At 63.8% G+C, this 16,375-nt stretch carries 11 protein-coding genes and 1 pseudogene; 7 read left to right on the top strand and 5 right to left on the bottom strand.

What is annotated here, in order from left to right; translation table 11 throughout:
- Positions 1-28: 28 nt before the first annotated feature.
- Genes ACHMXK_RS14490 through ACHMXK_RS14460 form a run of 7 tightly spaced genes read left to right on the top strand, consistent with a single transcriptional unit; the run spans position 29 to position 10,905 of the window.
- Positions 29-505 carry a MotA/TolQ/ExbB proton channel family protein gene (locus tag ACHMXK_RS14490; RefSeq protein WP_397441253.1) on the top strand — a complete coding sequence of 159 codons (477 nt, stop codon included), beginning with the start codon at positions 29-31 and terminating at the stop codon, positions 503-505.
- Positions 502-861 carry a DUF2149 domain-containing protein gene (locus tag ACHMXK_RS14485; protein WP_397441252.1) on the top strand — a complete coding sequence of 120 codons (360 nt, stop codon included), beginning with the start codon at positions 502-504 and terminating at the stop codon, positions 859-861. The genes ACHMXK_RS14490 and ACHMXK_RS14485 overlap by 4 nt, the downstream gene beginning before the upstream one ends.
- The gene (gene cobN / locus ACHMXK_RS14480; protein WP_397441251.1) at positions 858-5,039 is read left to right on the top strand and encodes a cobaltochelatase subunit CobN; all 4,182 of its coding nucleotides are present in this window, start codon (positions 858-860) and stop codon (positions 5,037-5,039) included. Before ACHMXK_RS14485 ends, cobN begins: the two co-directional genes overlap by 4 nt.
- Positions 5,039-6,052, top strand: coding sequence for an adenosylcobinamide-phosphate synthase CbiB (cbiB, locus tag ACHMXK_RS14475; RefSeq protein ID WP_397441250.1), 1,014 nt, complete (start codon positions 5,039-5,041; stop codon positions 6,050-6,052). The genes cobN and cbiB overlap by 1 nt, the downstream gene beginning before the upstream one ends.
- A complete protein-coding gene (locus ACHMXK_RS14470; RefSeq protein ID WP_397441249.1) occupies positions 6,052-7,068 on the top strand; it encodes an aminotransferase class I/II-fold pyridoxal phosphate-dependent enzyme in 1,017 nt (338 codons plus the stop codon). Before cbiB ends, ACHMXK_RS14470 begins: the two co-directional genes overlap by 1 nt.
- On the top strand, positions 7,065-8,522 hold the full coding sequence (locus ACHMXK_RS14465) for a cobyric acid synthase (RefSeq protein WP_397441248.1): 1,458 nt from the start codon (positions 7,065-7,067) through the stop codon (positions 8,520-8,522). The genes ACHMXK_RS14470 and ACHMXK_RS14465 overlap by 4 nt, the downstream gene beginning before the upstream one ends.
- 55 nt (positions 8,523-8,577) lie before the next feature.
- Positions 8,578-10,905 carry an ATP-dependent DNA helicase gene (locus tag ACHMXK_RS14460; protein WP_397441247.1) on the top strand — a complete coding sequence of 776 codons (2,328 nt, stop codon included), beginning with the start codon at positions 8,578-8,580 and terminating at the stop codon, positions 10,903-10,905.
- Positions 10,906-10,967: 62 nt separating this feature from the next.
- Here ACHMXK_RS14460 and ACHMXK_RS14455 read toward each other — a convergent pair whose 3' ends face one another.
- The 5 genes and pseudogenes from ACHMXK_RS14455 to ACHMXK_RS14435 all read right to left on the bottom strand — a co-directional run bounded on the left by ACHMXK_RS14455 (position 10,968) and on the right by ACHMXK_RS14435 (position 16,344).
- Positions 10,968-11,282: a response regulator transcription factor gene (locus ACHMXK_RS14455; RefSeq protein ID WP_397441246.1), complete on the bottom strand. Its 315-nt coding sequence runs from the start codon at positions 11,280-11,282 to the stop codon at positions 10,968-10,970.
- Between the two features lie 103 nt (positions 11,283-11,385).
- Positions 11,386-13,299, bottom strand: a complete 1,914-nt coding sequence (locus ACHMXK_RS14450) for an ATP-binding protein (RefSeq protein ID WP_397441245.1) — start codon at positions 13,297-13,299, stop codon at positions 11,386-11,388.
- A 37-nt stretch (positions 13,300-13,336) separates the two neighbouring features.
- Positions 13,337-14,032, bottom strand: coding sequence for a response regulator (locus tag ACHMXK_RS14445; protein ID WP_397441244.1), 696 nt, complete (start codon positions 14,030-14,032; stop codon positions 13,337-13,339).
- Positions 14,033-14,343: 311 nt separating this feature from the next.
- A pseudogene (locus ACHMXK_RS14440) lies at positions 14,344-15,329 on the bottom strand (Bug family tripartite tricarboxylate transporter substrate binding protein).
- An 85-nt stretch (positions 15,330-15,414) separates the two neighbouring features.
- A complete protein-coding gene (locus tag ACHMXK_RS14435; protein WP_397441243.1) occupies positions 15,415-16,344 on the bottom strand; it encodes a LysR substrate-binding domain-containing protein in 930 nt (309 codons plus the stop codon).
- Positions 16,345-16,375 lie beyond the last annotated feature (31 nt).

Raw genomic sequence — 16,375 nt, 5'->3', positions numbered from 1 at the left:
TTTTTTGACTTGAAGAAAGACTGTCCTCATGTTTGCGTTTGAAACCATCTTGTTTGAACTGGCCCGGCTGTTTTTGTGGCCGGTGACCCTGGGCGTGTTGTTGTCCTTTGTGTATGCGCTCTACACCCTGGGCGCTTTCGGCATCGAGTTTGTGCAACGCAGGCGCGACCCCACACGCCCGCTGGTGCTGCATTCGCATGGCAACGACCAGGACCAGATGGAACTGGCCTTGCTCAAAGACCTGGAAGGTGTGCGCCTGTGCAGCCGTGTCGCGCCCATGCTGGGCCTGATCGCCACCATGATTCCCATGGGCCCGGCGCTGGTGGCCGTGGCCTCGGGCGAGTCGCAGGGCGTGGCGGCCAGCCTGGCGCCGGCGTTTGCCAGTGTGATCGTGGCACTGGCCTCGGCCTCCATCACCTTTGTGGTCTACACCGTGCGCCGCCGCTGGTTGATGCGTGAACTGGTGATGATTCTGGACGCGCAGACTGTGGGGGTGAAGGTATGAGTAAAAGGCAATTCTCCATTCTCAACAGCCTCGACGCGGACGATGACGACCCGGTCTTGTCCACCATCAACCTGATCGACGTGTTCATGGTGGTGATCGGCATGTTGATGATTGCGGTCATCAACAACCCCATGAACCCGTTTGCGCAGGACAAGCTGACGATCATCCGTAATGAAGGCCAGCCCAACATGGAAATCATCACCAAGGACGGCCAGAAGGTCACACGTTTCAAGGCCAGCGGCGCCTCGGGCGAGGGTGATGGCGAAAAAGCCGGCACCGCCTACCGCATGAAAGACGGCACCATGGTCTATGTGCCTGCCGCGACGGCGCCCACGGCCCCTGGAGCAAAACCATGAGCGTGATGCTGCGCGTGTTTGTTGGGCTGGCCGCCAGCATGGGGCTGGCGGCCGCGCAGCCTGTTCCATCACCCCAAGCGCCCGTCGTGTTGCTGAGCACCTACGTCGTGACACCGCCGCGCCTGGCGCAAGTGGTCGCGGCGGCACAGCAGGCCGGTGTGCCTTTGATCACCGTGTCGGCCGAGCAGGACACGCCGCAAGCTCTGGAGCAGGTTTTGCTTGGCGCACGCCTGTTGGTGATTGATGCGCCGCACAGCAGCGTGGCGCAAAACACGGCCGCCAAATTTGGCGAGCTGCTGGGCAAAAGCAACACCCCTTATGTGCTGGTCGGCGAGTTCAGCACGGTGGCGAAAAACCAGTCCTCGGCGGCAGCGCCGCTGGTCGCCGAGCGCGGTGTCAGCGCCGCCTGGGCGCAGCGTCTGCGCGAGTACTGGCGTTTTGGCGGCGCGACCAACATCGCTCTGGCGATGGCCGCCTTGAAGCCCGGGGCCGGCTTCACGGACGTCGCCGCCTTGCCGACTGCGGTGCAACTGCCGCTGGCCGGTTTTTACCATCCGCGCTGGCCGCAGATCGAAAGCCAGGCCGCCGCACTGGACAAACTCCCGGTTTATGCATCAAATGTGCCTCCAGCCCAGGAAGGACGGGCGCAAGAAGCTCCTAAAACCGTAGCGATTGCAGTCAACAACGCGGTCTTCAGCGGCGCCGACACGGCCTGGCTGGACAGCTTGATCAGCGCGCTGGAGCAGCGCGGCCTGCGTGCCTACGCTTTTTACGGCCCGCGCCAGCAAAAAGACCTGTTCTACCAGGCCACCCACATCAACACGGCCTCAGGCCAGCGGCGTGTGGCCGACCTCATCATCAACGCGGCCCTGGTGTTCAACCCGACCGAACGCAAGGCCGAACTCGAACGTATCGGTGTGCCGGTGTTGCAAACCATGCCGGCGCTGGCCATGAACCCCACCGAATGGGCGCAAAGCAAGGACGGGCTGGCGCTCAGCGATGTGTCGTATTACTACACGCCCAGCGAACTCTCCGGCATGGTCGATGCGATGTTGATCACCGCGCGTGACAGTGTCAGCGGCTCCTTGCTGCCCATCCCCGGCCAGATCAACGCGGTGGCCGACAAGGCCGCCGCCATGACCCGGCTGCAACAAACGCCGACGGCGCAGCGCCGTGTGGCGATGATGGTTTACAACTACCCGCTGGGTGAGGGCAATGTGGGTGCGTCTTTCCTCAACGTACCCAAAAGCCTGCACAACATGCTGGCCGCGATGAAAAGCGCCGGTTACCAGACCGAGGCACCGACGGCCGAGCAGATCACGCCGCAGGTGTTGGCCACCATGGCCGCGTTTTACAAACCCGAAGTGGTGCAAGGCCTGCAAGCCCAGGGGCTGGCCGAGGCTTTGCCGCTGTCGCGTTACCTGGCCTGGTTTCGCAGCCTGCCACCGGCCACACAAAAACGCATAGAAGACTATTGGGGTCCGGCCGACAAGGCCGCGATGGTGCGTCCTTCCGGCGTGGCCGGCCAGACCGGCCAACTGGAGCCGGCTTTTGTGATCCCGCGCCTGCAACTGGGCAATGTGGTGATCCTGCCGCAGCCGCTGCGGCATGAAATCACGGCGGCCAAATCGGCCGAGATGCGCAAGAAGCGGATCGGCCACCGTTCGCAGGTGCCACTCAGCCACAACTACCTGGCGACCTACCTGTGGCTGCGCACGCAACTCGGTGCCCATGTACTGGTGCATGTGGGTACACACGGCACGGTCGAGTGGGCGCCCGGCAAGGAGCGCGGCCTCTCGGCGCAGGACGACCCCTTGCTAGCGCTGGGCGATGTGCCCAATGTCTATCCCTACATCATGGACAACCTGGGTGAAGCGCTGACTGCCAAGCGGCGTGGCCGCGCCGTGCTGGTCAGCCACTCGACGCCCATGTTTTCGCCGGCCGGTTTTCGGCCGCAGGTGCACGAGATGCACGACCTGATGCATGACTGGGAAACCGTGGCACCCGGCCCGGTCAAGGCCGAGCTGGAGGCACGGCTGCTCGCGCATTTTGTCGAGCAGCAGTTCCACCGCGATCTGAAATGGAGCCAGGAAAAAATCCGCGCCGACTTTGCCGGTTTCATGGAAGTTTTGCACCCCTTTCTCGATGACCTGGCGCAAACCGCCCAGCCGCTGGGCCTGGCGGCGTTTGGCGAGGTGCCCGACGCCAACCGTCGCCTGCTGACCGTGTTGCAGACCTTGCGCAAGCCGCTGATCGACGCCATGGGCGAAGACATCGACGAGGTGTTTCTGCTCGACGGCGCACGCCTGATGCAGTCGCGTCCGGCGCGCTGGTTGCAGCTCGCGCTGAAAGACCCGCAGGCCGCGAGCCGTCTCGACTTGCGCGCGGAGGACACAAAAATGCCCAAGACCTCGGTGCCGAATCGCGCCGAAGCCAAGCTGCTGGACCCACAACAACTGCTGGCCCTGGCGCAACGCGCGATCCAGTTGGATGCCGCGCTTGCCAACAACGAGGAGATCAGCGGTTTCCTGAAAGCCCTCGACGGCCAGCACCTGGCCGCCAGTTATGGCGGCGACCCGGTGCGCAACCCCGAAAGCCTGCCGACCGGGCGCAACCTCTACGGTTTTGACCCCAGCCGTGTGCCGACGCGCCAGGCCTGGGACACCGGTGTGGCGGCCTTTGAGGCCTGGATGGTCCAGCACCGCAGCGAAAACAAGGGTCAGTGGCCGGAAAAAATCGCCTTTACGTTGTGGGCCGGCGAAACCATGCGGCACCAGGGCGTGATGGAAAGCCAGGCCTTGCATGCCCTGGGCCTGCGCCCGCGCTGGGACGAGGCCGGCCGTGTCGTGGGTCTGGACACCGTGCCTGCGGATACCTTGAAACGGCCGCGGCTCGACGTCTTGCTCAGCGTGACGGGTTCTTACCGCGACCAGTTCCCCACCGTGATGCGCTGGCTGGACGAAGGGGTGCAGCAGGTGGCGGCCTTGCGAGAGAAGGACAACTTTGTGGCGCGCAACTCGCAGGCCATTGCCAAAACCATGGTGGCCGGCGGCGCCAGTGCCGCGCAGGCGCAGCGCTGGTCCACCGCACGCGTGTTTTCCAACGAGCAGGGCACTTACAGCACCGGCCTGTCCGACGCGGCCCAAAACACCGACCTCTGGAAAACCGCAGGCAAGGGCGGCGGCGATGCCGAGATGAGCAGCTTGTACATGGCGCGTATGGGCCATGCTTATGGCGACAAACTCGGGGAACAGCCCGCCAGCGCCGGCCAGGCGCAGGTGCTGGAAAAAATGCGCAGTGGCGCCTACGCCAGCAACCTGGCGCAGGTCGACGTCGCCTTGCTTTCGCGCACCTCCAACACCTACGGTATGCTGAGCAGCGACGACCCTTTCCAGTACCTGGGCGGCATCGCACAAGCCGTGCGCCAGCTCACCGGCAAGGACCCGGCGCTGTATGTGCAAAACCTGCGCGACAACAGCGAAGTCAAAACCGAAAGTGCGGCCAGCGCGCTGACCAAGGAAATGCACACCCGTTACCTGCATCCGCAATGGATTACCGCGCAAAAGGCCGAAGGTTACAGCGGCACTTTGCAAGTGCTCAAGACCGCGCAGTTTTTGTGGGGCTGGCAGGTGACCGCGCCGCAAACCGTGCGCCAAGACCACTGGCAGTCCTTGCACAACGTGTATGTGCGTGACCAGTACAAGCTGGGCACGCGCGAGTGGCTGGAAGGCGATAACCGCGCCGCTTTTGCGCAGACGCTGGAACGTATGCTGGACGCGGTGCGCCTGAACTACTGGCAGCCCGACGACGCGACCAAAAAGGAACTGGTGCAGGCCTACCAGGAGGCGCTAAAAGCCACCGGCCTGCGCGAGAGCAATCCGGCGGTGCAGCGTTTTGCGGCAGCCCAGGCGCAGGCGGCCAAGCCGGCCGCACCAGGCCAGGCCAGTCCGGCGCAAGCCGCGCCGCAGCCGGCCCAGCCAACTGAAGCCAGCGCCGATGACGCCGCCCCTGCGCCGGTGCGCGGCCTGAAGCTGATGCCGCAAAGCGAGCCGACCACGCCGCCTGCGACGCAGGTGGTGAACAGCCTGGCGGCGCTGTTGGGTGCCGCGTTGTTGATCGCGCTGGGTGCGTGGCGCCAGTCGCGCCGCGTACGTTCCCGTGTGGCGCAGGCCCGCTGATGTTGCTGGCCCTGTTCTCCTTGCACGACCCACTGGCCTGGCTGGCCGTGGCCGCCGGTTGGCTGGCGGCCTTGTGGCTGGCCCTGGCCATCGATTGGCGCTGGGGCGAACCCGCGGCCGCCTGGCATCCGGTGGTCTGGATGGGGCGTTACCTGGGCCTGTGTGGCCAGCGCCTCAAGGCTTGGCCGCCGGCCGCGGCTTTTGTCGGTGGCGCGTTGGCCTGGTGGGCCGGTGCAGTTGTTGTGGGTGGGCTGGCGGGTGGCTTGCAGTGGCTGGTGGTGGATCAGTGGTTGCGCCTGGACCTGACGGCTTTGGCCTTGTCATGGGCCTGGCTCGCGTGGGCGGGCTTGGCGCTGCTGCTGGCGATCGCGCTCAAACCCATGTTGGCCTGGCGCATGTTGCGCAGCGAAGTGCTGGCCGTGGAAGCGGCCTTGCAGACCTCGCTGCCGGACGGGCGCAAACGCCTGACCTGGCTGGTCAGCCGCGCCACCGCGAGCTTGAGCGATAGTGAGGTGCGTGAAAGCGCGATCGAGTCGCTGGCCGAAAACCTGAACGATTCGGTGGTCGCGCCCATCTTCTGGTTTGTGTTGCTGGGGCTGCCCGGTGCGGCGGTTTACCGCTTTGCCAACACCGCCGATGCGATGTGGGGCTACCGCGGCGAGTGGGAATGGGCCGGCAAGTGTGCGGCGCGCGCCGACGATGTCTTGTCCTGGGTACCCGCACGGTTGACGGCCGGGCTGATCTGGCTGGTGGCCGGTGATTTTCGTCTGGCCGGCCTGCGTCGGGAAGCGGTGCAAACCCCGTCGCCGAACAGCGGCTGGCCGATGGCCGCCATGGCGCTGGCGCTGGGCGTGGCCCTGCGCAAGCCAGGGGTTTACGTGTTGAACCCCGCGGGCAGGGCGCCGCAGGCCGTGGACACGCTGCAGGCCATTGCTATTGCATCAAAAGTGATCCTGACCCTGGCTGCATTTGCGCTGCCAGCTACGGTATTGATAGCGTTTGGAATGGGTTGATGATGGCGGATTCTATTTTTTCTACACGCAGCCACGGCGGGCAGGACAGCCTGGGCGTGCCCCTGCATGATTTTTCCACCAACAGCCATGCCTGCGGACCCTGCCCGCCAGCGCTGCTGGCGGTGCAGCAGGCCGATGCCTCGGTCTACCCCGATGCGGCTTACAGCGACTTGCGTGTCCAACTGGCGGCTTTTCATGGCGTGGCGCTGCAGCGTGTGTTGCTGGCGGGAAGTGCCAGCGAGTTTATTTTTCGCATCACGGCTCTGGCCGCGCAGCGCGGCGCGGCGGCGGTCTGGCTGCCGCCACACAGCTACGGCGATTACGCACAGGCGGCGCAGGCCTGGGGCCTGACTGTGGTGGCGCAGCCGGCACAGGCCCAATTGCGCTGGGCCTGTGACCCGTCCAGCCCACTCGGTGCGGCGCATGCCGGTTTGGCGGAGCAGGTCAACATCGCAGCGCTGTGTGTGCTGGACCGCGCCTACGAACCCTTGCGGCTCAGCGGCGCGTTGGCCCTGAGTGATGAAACGCTGCAGCAGTGCTGGCAACTCTGGACGCCCAACAAGGCGCTGGGGCTGACCGGCGTGCGGGCGGCTTACGTGATTGCGCCGCTGGACGCAGACGAGGCGGTGATACAACTGGAGCGCCTGGCGCCTTCCTGGCCTGTTGGTGCGCACGGTGTGGCCATGTTGCAGGCCTGGACCACAACCGCGGTGCAAACCTGGCTGGCCGACAGCCTGGGTAGCTTGCGCGACTGGAAAACACGGCAAATCGCGCTGTGTGAATCCCTGGGCTGGACTTGTTTGCCCAGCGAGGCCAACTTCTTCTGTGCCCGTCCGGCCTTGCCGCCAACCATGAGTTTGCAGCAGGTGTTGAGCGAATTGCGCGCGCAAGGCATCAAGCTGCGCGACACCACCTCCTTCGACTTGCCCGGTCATGTGCGTATCAGCGTGTTGGCGCCCGCCGCGCAGGACGCATTGCACAATAGCTGGCAACACATCATCAAGAAAGCAGCATGAGCGCAAAAAGTGTCATGGTTCTGGGCACCACCAGCGGCGCCGGCAAAAGCTGGCTGACCACCGCCTTGTGCCGTTATTACGCACGGCAGGGGCTCAAGGTCGCGCCTTTCAAGGCGCAGAACATGAGCAACAACGCCCGGGTGGTTGCCGGTGGCGAAATCGGCAGCGCACAATATTTCCAGTCGTTGGCGGCCCGTAGCACGCCTGAAGTGCGCATGAACCCCTTGCTGCTCAAACCCGAGAAAGACACGCAAAGCCAGGTCGTGTTGATGGGCCAGGTCAATGCCGAGTTGTCGCGCATGGAATGGCGCGGCCGCAGCGCCTCGGTCTGGCCCGTGGTCGCGCAGGCGCTGGACGAGTTGCTGGCTGAAAACGACGTGGTGGTGATCGAAGGCGCAGGTTCGCCGGCCGAGATCAATCTCAAAAGCAGCGACATCGTCAACATGCGTGTGGCGCAACACGCCAGGGCGGCTTGTTTGCTGGTCACCGACATAGACAGGGGCGGCGCCTTTGCTCATTTGTACGGCACCTGGATGATGCTCGACGAAGCCGAGCGACAACTGATCAAGGGTTTTGTACTCAACAAGTTTCGTGGCGATGCGAAGCTGCTGGCCCCCGGCCCGCAAATGTTGCAGGACCTGACCGGCGTACCCACGGTTGCAACACTGCCGATGTGGTGGCAACACGGCTTGCCCGAAGAAGATGGCGTCTTTGATGACCGCAGCGTGGCCGCCGGCGTCGTGAGCAAAACCGTGGCGGTGATTGCCTACCCGCGTATCAGCAACCTCGACGAATTCCAGCCGCTGAAAAACGTGCCGGGCATTCATCTGAAATGGGTGCGCAGCCCGGCCGAGCTGGCCGGCTTGAGCGCCAGCGACTGGATCATCCTGCCCGGCTCCAAACACACCAGCGGTGATCTGGACTGGTTGCGTGCGCAGGGCTTGGACCGCGCCGTGGCGACACACGCCGGGCGGGGTGGCGCCGTGCTGGGTATTTGCGGCGGGCTGCAAATGTTGGGCGAAGCGCTGATTGATCCCCACGGCATCGACGGCAACGGGCCCGGCCTGGGCCTGCTGCCGGTGGTCACGCTGTTTGAAGCCGACAAAACCGTGCAGCGCCGGCAAGCGAGTTTTTCGGCCGTGGGCGGGGCTTGGGCGGCGCTGTCAGGGGTGGCGGTGCAAGGTTACGAAATCCACCACGGCCAGACCGCGCCGCACAGCGCCATGGCCGCGGCCGGCGATATCGCGCACGCTGTCATGCCCGAGGGCCTGGCCTGGCAAAACGGCAGCGGCAATGTGCTGGGTGTGTATCTGCACGGCCTGTTTGAAGACCCTGCCGTGTTGCAGGCCTTGTTCGGCGCCAGCACACCCACGCTGGAGTCGGTGTTTGAGGGGTTGGCCGATTACATTGGCCGGCATTTTGAGCCGGGCGTGTTGGATGGGCTGATCAGTTAGCTCTCGCTACAATACTGGTTATCCATACAGCAACCGATAACCCCAGCCCTTCCTGATGACCACCGCCCGCGCCCCGGAGCAGCCCTACGTCGTGGCCGTGCGTGCCTTGTGCGAGTTCACGGCCAAACGCGGTGACCTGGATTTGCGTTTCACACCTTCGCCGTCCGCGCTGGAAGGCATGGCTGGCCATCGCATGGTGGCAATGCGGCGGCCGGCGCATTACCAGACCGAAGTCAGCCTGAGCGGTGACTACAAGGACTTGCGGGTGCGTGGCCGGGCCGATGGTTACGATGCCGAGCTGGGACAACTCGAAGAAATCAAGACCTTTCGCGGCGATCTGGGCGCCATGCGCGAGAACCACCGCCAGTTGCATTGGGCGCAGCTCAAGGTTTATGGGCACCTGTTGTGCCGCCAGGAAAACCTGCCGGAGCTCAAACTGGCGCTGGTGTATTTCAACGTCGCCACGCAGGACGAAACCCTGCTGGTTGAATCTTTCAGCGCCGAGGATTTGTGCGCGTATTTTGAAGCGCAGTGCGAAGATTTTCTCGGTTGGGCGCGGCAGGAACTGGCACACCGGACGGCACGCAATACCGCGCTGACGACCTTGCCGTTTCCGCATGCAACTTTTCGACCGGGTCAGCGTGAACTGGCCGAAGCCGTCTACAAATCAGCCAGCAGCGGCCGCTGCCTGATGGCGCAAGCGCCTACCGGCATTGGCAAGACCGTTGGCACCTTGTTTCCCTTGCTGAAAGCCTGCCCGACGCAAGGACTCGACAAGGTGTTTTTCCTGGCGGCGAAAACGCCGGGCCGGCAACTGGCGCTGGATGCGCTGGCGCGTATCAAGGCTGCCGCACCGGCCTTGCCCTTGCGCGTGCTGGAACTGGTGGCGAAAGACAAGTCCTGCGAACACCCGGGCAAGGCCTGCCACGGCGACGCCTGTCCGCTGGCCCAGGGCTTTTACGATCGCCTGCCGGCCGCGCGTCAGGCGGCGGTCGACATCGCGGCTGCAAGCCCAGGACCGCTGGACAAAAACGCGCTGCGCGAAGTGGCACTGGCGCACCATGTCTGCCCCTATTACCTGGGCCAGGACTTGTTGCACTGGAGCGATGTGATGGTGGGTGACTACAACTACTACTTCGACGTGAACGCCATGTTGTACGCGCAGGCGCAGGCGAATCAGTGGCAGGTCAGTGTGCTGGTCGACGAGGCGCACAACCTGGTTGAACGTGCACGCAAGATGTATTCGGCCGAGCTGGACCCGGCCCACTTGGCGCTGGCGCGGCAGGCAGCGCCCACGGTGATCAAAAAGGTGCTGGACCGGCTGGCGCGCAGCTGGCGCGAGTTGCACCAGGACCAGGCGGACGACTACCAGGTCTATGAAGACGTGGCGCAGGACTTTCGCGGCGCGCTGCAACAAACCGCCAGCGCCATCCTGGATCACCTGGCCGACCATCCTTCGGGCATAGATGCCAGGCTGCAGAATTTTTTCTTCGAGGTGCTGCATTTTTCACGCATGGCGGACTTGCTGGGCGACCATTCGCTGTTTGACATCACCCAAGGCGAGGGCGGGGCGTTGCTGTGTCTGCGCAACGTCGTGCCCGCGCCATTTCTGGCGCCGCGTTTTGCCGCCGCACGGTCGGCAGCCCTGTTTTCCGCGACCCTGGGTCCGGCGCCTTATTACAGCGACCTGCTGGGCTTGCCTGACGACACGGCCTGGGTCGATGTGGTATCACCCTTCAAGGCCGAGCAGTTGTCAGTGCAAGTGGTGCGTGATGTGTCCACGCGTTTCCGGCACAGGGGCCACTCGCTGGCGCCGCTGGTGGATCTGATGGCCAGGCAATACGCGGCAGCGCCCGGCAACTACCTGAGTTTTGTCAGCAGCTTTGATTACCTGCAGCAACTCGCCGATTTGTTCAAGGTACGGTATCCGGCCATTCCGGTCTGGGAACAGTCGCGCGGCATGGAAGAGGGCGCGAAAAAAGCCTTTCTCGAACGCTTCAGCCCCGAGAGCCAGGGCATCGGTTTTGCGGTGCTGGGTGGCGCGTTTGCCGAAGGCATAGACCTGCCGGGCAAACGCCTGATTGGTGCGTTTATCGCCACCCTGGGCTTGCCGCAAATCAACCCGGTCAACGAGCAAATCAGGCAACGCATGGAGACCAGTTTCGGCAAGGGTTACGACTACACCTACCTCTACCCCGGCCTGCAAAAAGTGGTGCAGGCGGCGGGCCGGGTGATACGCACCGAGTCCGACCAGGGCGTGGTCTATCTGGTGGACGACCGGTATGCGCAGGCGCAAGTGCGTGAGCTGTTTCCCGGTTGGTGGCAAGTCGGCTACCAGCAAGCCGGGGCACAGAAAAAACGGCCTGAATTTTCAAAAACTTAAGGAAACAGGGCTCTAGCCCAGGAGGAACGGGCGCAATCAGCTATTAAAAGTGTAGCGATTGATCAGTTGATCAGGCCACGCTGGCGCGCTGCAAACAGGGCCTGCATGCGGTTGGACACCTTGAGCAAACCGTACAAAATTTGCACATGGCCGCGCACCGTGTGGTGAGACAGGGCCAGGCGGCGTGCGATCAGCTTGTCGGGCAGGCCTTCGCACAACAGGGTTAGCACCTGGCTCTGGCGCGAGGTCAGCGGCGTTTTCGGGGTGTGCTTGCCGTCCTCAGGCGGCGTGCTGACCAGTCCGGAAACCGGCAAGGTCACGGTGGAGCCCTGGCTTGTAGAAGGCCGGTTGGTCTGAAAGTGTTGCAGAGAACTCATGTATCAAATTAGACGCGCGGCGGCGCGGCGCTGCAAGCGCTGAAGGGCTTTGGACTGTCCCTAAAAATAGTGACAGACAGGCGCGTCAGACAAAAAAATAGATTCAGGCGGGCCGGCGTTTTTCGGGTACCCACAAGATCATGCGGCTGCCCCGGCCGGGCGATTCCCAGCGCACCTTGCCGCCTATGGACTGGGCCCGGCGCAATTGGTTTTTCAAACCTTTGCCACCGTTTTTGAAGGCCTCTTCGTGTGAGAAACCTTGTCCGTTGTCGGCGATGGTGACACTCACGCCGCCATCTTCCGCGCTGGTGCTGACACGGATTTCACTGGCCTCAGTGTGTTTGAGGATGTTGGCAAAGGCCTCCTGCAGGATGCGCAGGATATGCAGCGCGTTGCGCGGGTCCAGCCAATCCAGCGCCGGCACATCCACCACTTCCCAGCGCAGCGTGATACCGGCGCTGGCCAGGCGCGGCCCCAGCCGGAAACGCAAGGTGGCCAGCAACAGCAGCAGGTCGGCCTCGACCGGCTCCATGGAATCGATGGTCAGCTTGAGGTCGTCGATACAACTTTTGAGCACCTGGGCCACCTCGGTTTCGCTGAGGCGTCCGGCCTCGACCACACGCAGGGCGCTGACCAGCGAGGAACCCAGGCCATCGTGCATGTCCTGTGTCAGACGCTGGCGTTCCTGGCTCAGGGTTTGCCGCTGCTCGGCGGCGCGCAGGCGTTCGTAACTGTCGGCCAGTTCCGCTTCGCGGGTCTGCAGGCGTTGCTCGAGCTGGGCGTTGACCTGCTCCACGTCGGTGATGGCGCCTACATAGCGGCGGTACATCAGGTAGCCAAAGATGCCGAAGGTGATGGCATTGTTGTAGACGCCCAGGTACCAGCCTTCCGGGCTGATGAAGTTGTTTTGCAGCAGCCAGTCCACCACCCCGAGGCCGGTACAAATGCCTATGCCCATGGCGACCAGCATGGCCTCGGTGGAACGGCGCCAGGCGCTGAGGCCGCCCACGATGCCGACGGTGGCGCTCATCAGGGGCGCCAGGAAGTAGAGCAGCGGGGTCACCCGGGGCGTGATGGGCAATGCGGCCAGCAGGGGCAGTGTCAACACGCCAACCAGGGCGCAAAACCCGAGCAGGGTGCGGGTCAGCCAGGCATGGGGGCGGCCATGCAAGCGCTCGATCGAGATATGCACCACCGTGATCATCCAGAACAGGGAGTTGGCCGTCAGCCAGCCGAACCAGTCCCTGGCGACCGGGAAGTCGGCAGAAAAATGCAGGCCGCGCGAGACGCTAGCCAGGGCGACGGCGAAGAACAACAGGTAGTCGGTGGCCTGCCGGCGCCGGAACCAGACCAGCAGCGCAAACACGCCGACGGCCATGAAGGCCGCGTTGAACACCGACGGCAACTCGAGCTGGAACCACTGGCGCCAGCGGTAGCGCCAGCTCAAGCTGTCGACGGTGCCCAGCCACAGCGAGGACAAGGCGACCTGGCTGGCGCGCGAGTGTTCCAGACGAATCAGGATCTCGCGCGGTGGTGTGTTGTGGCCATCGTTTTCCAGCAGCACCCACAGCGGCTCGCGCGAGCTGTTCCAGTGCAGGCCCTGGGGTTGCGCTCGGTGCACCAGGTGGCCGTCGATATACACCGCCACCGTGCCGTCGGTCTTGATACGCGCGCCATACAGGGCCAGCGGGCCGGGCAGGGCTTTCAGATCGGGCAGCGAGACCTTGAACCAGGTCGTGCGTGTGCTGCGCAAGGGGGCACCGGCCGTGGCCTGGTGCAGCAAGTCTATGGGCAAGGCGTGCGGCAGCGTGACACTTTGCCAGCGGTCCGGCAAGGCCGCAGGGCTCAAGGTGAGCGGTGGTGTGCTGAAGCCCGGTGCATCCACGCTTTGCCATTGGGCCTCGGTGATGTGCAGGCTGGCGGCGGGGGCTGCGTGCGCGTCCAGGGCCACCAGCAGGGCCAAAACCGGGATCAGCCGCAGGACTTTGGCGAGACGAAGGACAAACGAAAAAAGCATGGGGTGCTTATACCGCAGGCACACCGCGGGCCGGCGGTTAAGGCGCCAGAAGGCCTTGTTGTCTGGCTTCATAAATCGCTTCGGCTTTCGAGGTGACTTTGAGCTTGCCGTACACGCGCCGCACGTAAGTCTGCACGGTGTGGACCGAGACTTGCATCAGCCGCGCGATTTCCTCGGCGGTGAAACCTTTGGTGATCAGTTCCAGCACTTCTTTTTCGCGGCTGGACAAGATGGCGGGGGTGTCGTCGGCGCGCGGGGCCGGTGGTGTGGGAGCCGCGGCCGGAACCGCCGCCTGGCGAAAACGCATCAATATCTGCCGCGCAATCAGCGGGCTGATCGGGCTGCCGCCGCCGTGCAGGCTACGGATTTCTTCCAGCATGTTCTCGGGCGCGCTGTCCTTGAGCAAATAACCCGAGGCGCCGGCTTCAATCGACTGCAACACATGGGCCTCGTCGCCAAAGGTGGTGCAGACCATCACGGCGCAATTCGGCCACAACTGGTGCGCGGCCTGGATCACGTCAATGCCCGAACCATCGGGCAGGCCCAGGTCCACCAGCAAGACATCGGCCGGCGTGGCTTGCAGCGCCAGCAAGGCCTCCGCCCGGGTGCTGGACACGCTGAGCAGGGTCATGTCAGCGGCGGCGGCGATGGCCGTGGCGATGGCATTCTGGAAATGAACGTCGTCTTCCACAAGGGCCACCTGGATCAGCGGGTTGGAGGAATCTGTGGGCATGGCGGGGTGGGATCCTGGAGTCGTGCCGCAGTTGTTTCCAAACCGGCGTCAATAAGGACGCCATTTTGCGTCAAGCGCCACCCGGTCGTGTCGCTAAAACTGAGGACAGACATGAATTGCCCCGCCGTGCTGGCAGCCGCCGCAGAAGCCGCAGAAGCCGAGGCCAGCGATGCGCTGTGAGTTTCAGAACAAACGCAGCCAAAAGTTGGTTTGTCCTGAAATTTTAAGAAAAAGAGGGCTCTAGCCCATAGGGGCTGGGCGCAAGCAGCTATCAAAAGAGTAGCGACTGCGAGAGCCCCCTCAGCCCAGGTTTATTGCGCCTGGAAACCGCTGGCCTTGATGATGCGGGCCCAGGTCTGGGCATACGCGTGTTCGCGGCCGGCCAGTTGTTGGGGCGACATATAACCCACGGTCAGACCCATGGCAGTGAGTTTTTCGCGCACGTCGGGCATGGCCACCACCTTGCTCATGGCTTCGGCAAAACGGTCAATCGTGGCCTTGGGCGTGCCCGCGGGCGCGAAGATGCCGTAATACGGCACGTCTTCAAAACCGGCCAGGCCCAGTTCGGCAAAGGTCGGCACATCGGGCAGGGCGGCCTGGCGGGTGCCGCCCAAGACGGCGACCACGCGGATTTTGCCGGCCTTGTGGTTTTCGATGAAGTCGGGGATGGAACCCACACCGGCGCCAATCTGGTTGCCCAGCATGTCGGCGATCATGGGCGCGCTGCCGCGGTAAGGCGCAGCCTGCAGGTCCAGCGCGTATTTCTGGCCAATCAGCTTGACCAAAAACTCGGGCACCGAAGCCGGGGCGGGTACACCCACATTGCCTTTGCCGGCTTGTGTACTGCGCACCCAGCTCACGTACTCGTTCATGGACTTGGCGGGCGTGCCGCCGGCGACGGCGAAGGCGTTCACAAAGGTTGCAAAGCCGGCCACCGCCACAAAATCCTGGCCGGGTCAAAGCCCGGATTTTTGGTCACCAGCGGCAGGATGGACACGGTGTGATCGTGGGTCAGGAACAAGGTCATGCCGTCGGCCGGGGCCGCCTTCAGCGCTTGCGCGGCAATCTGCCCGCCCGCGCCGGCGCGGTTTTCCACAATCACGGGCGTGCCCAACTGGTCCTTGAGTTTTTCAGCCAAGGTGCGGGCAATCACGTCGGTGCCGCCGCCGGCCGGAAAACCGACCAGCAAGCGGATGGTGCCGGTCTGTGCCTGGGCCACACCGGCCAGCAACAAGGCGCTGAGCGTGAGGGCGTTGCGCAAGGTGCGGAGGGCACGCGTGCCGGGTGAGCTGACCATGAGGAACTCCATTTCGTGGGTGGAAAACAAGATCGGTATTTTGCAGCAAGAAGCCTGTCGGCCGCGCGGCACGCATAGACGGGGGCTAGATGGCCTCGTTTGTCGTTGCGTTAGTCTCTTCGCCCATGGCCTGGCACAGGAATTCCCTGAAGCTGGCCGCCGCCGGTGACAGCTCATGACCGCGTTTGTAAAAGAGCGAGAGATGGCGGTGCACCACAGGCGCCACGATAGGCCTGGCCACCAGGCCGAAAGGCGCGATCAGCGGCAGCGAGCGGCCGGGCTGTGCCGTGATGCCGTGGCCCCATTGCACCATGCCGAGTGCGGTGGTGATGAAGGAGACATCGTGGGCCGGGTTCAACACCAGTTTTTCCGAATGTTTGAACAGATCGCCCTGCAGGCGGGTGGTGAAGTCGCGGGTGAGGCTGACAAAAGGCTGCTGCAGCACCTGCGCCCAGGTCACGCGTTTGAGTGCCGCCAGTGCATGGTCCGGCCGGCAGATCAGCCACATGCGATCGCGAAAAAGGCTCTCCTGCACCAGTTCCGGCGGCGCGGTCCGTTGTGGTGCAATACCCAGGTCGGCCTCGCCGCTAACCACACGTGCCAGCGCCTGCTGGTTCAGCGAGTCCAGCACATAGACCGCAATGGCCGGGTACTGTTGCCGATAACGCAAGATCAGTTCCGGCAGCGTGGTGGACGCATACAGCGGCGTGCAGGCGATACGCACCGTGCCGCGTTTTTTTTGCTCCAGGTCCTGCGTGGTTTCCAGCGCCAGCGCCAGGTCGTCCAGCACCTTGCGCGCCAGCGGGTAAAACTCGCTGCCCGCCAGCGACAGGACCGTGCTGCGTGTGGTGCGGTCGAACAGGCGGACATGCATGCTGCTTTCCAGCTCCTTGATCAGCAGACTCAGTGCCGAGGGTGTCAGGTGTAGCCGGCGCGCCGCCGCCGCAAAGCCGCCGGCATCCGCGATCGCGAGAAACGCGCGCAACTGGCGCAGGGTGACATGACTTGTATTCATTAATAAAACTCAATGCTTACTAAATATTGCT

The organism is Polaromonas sp. UC242_47, from assembly GCF_044452385.1.
Taxonomy (GTDB): Bacteria; Pseudomonadota; Gammaproteobacteria; order Burkholderiales; family Burkholderiaceae_C; genus Polaromonas.
The sequence above is the reverse complement of the archived record's forward strand: the minus strand, read 5'-3'. Positions and strand labels throughout refer to the sequence as shown.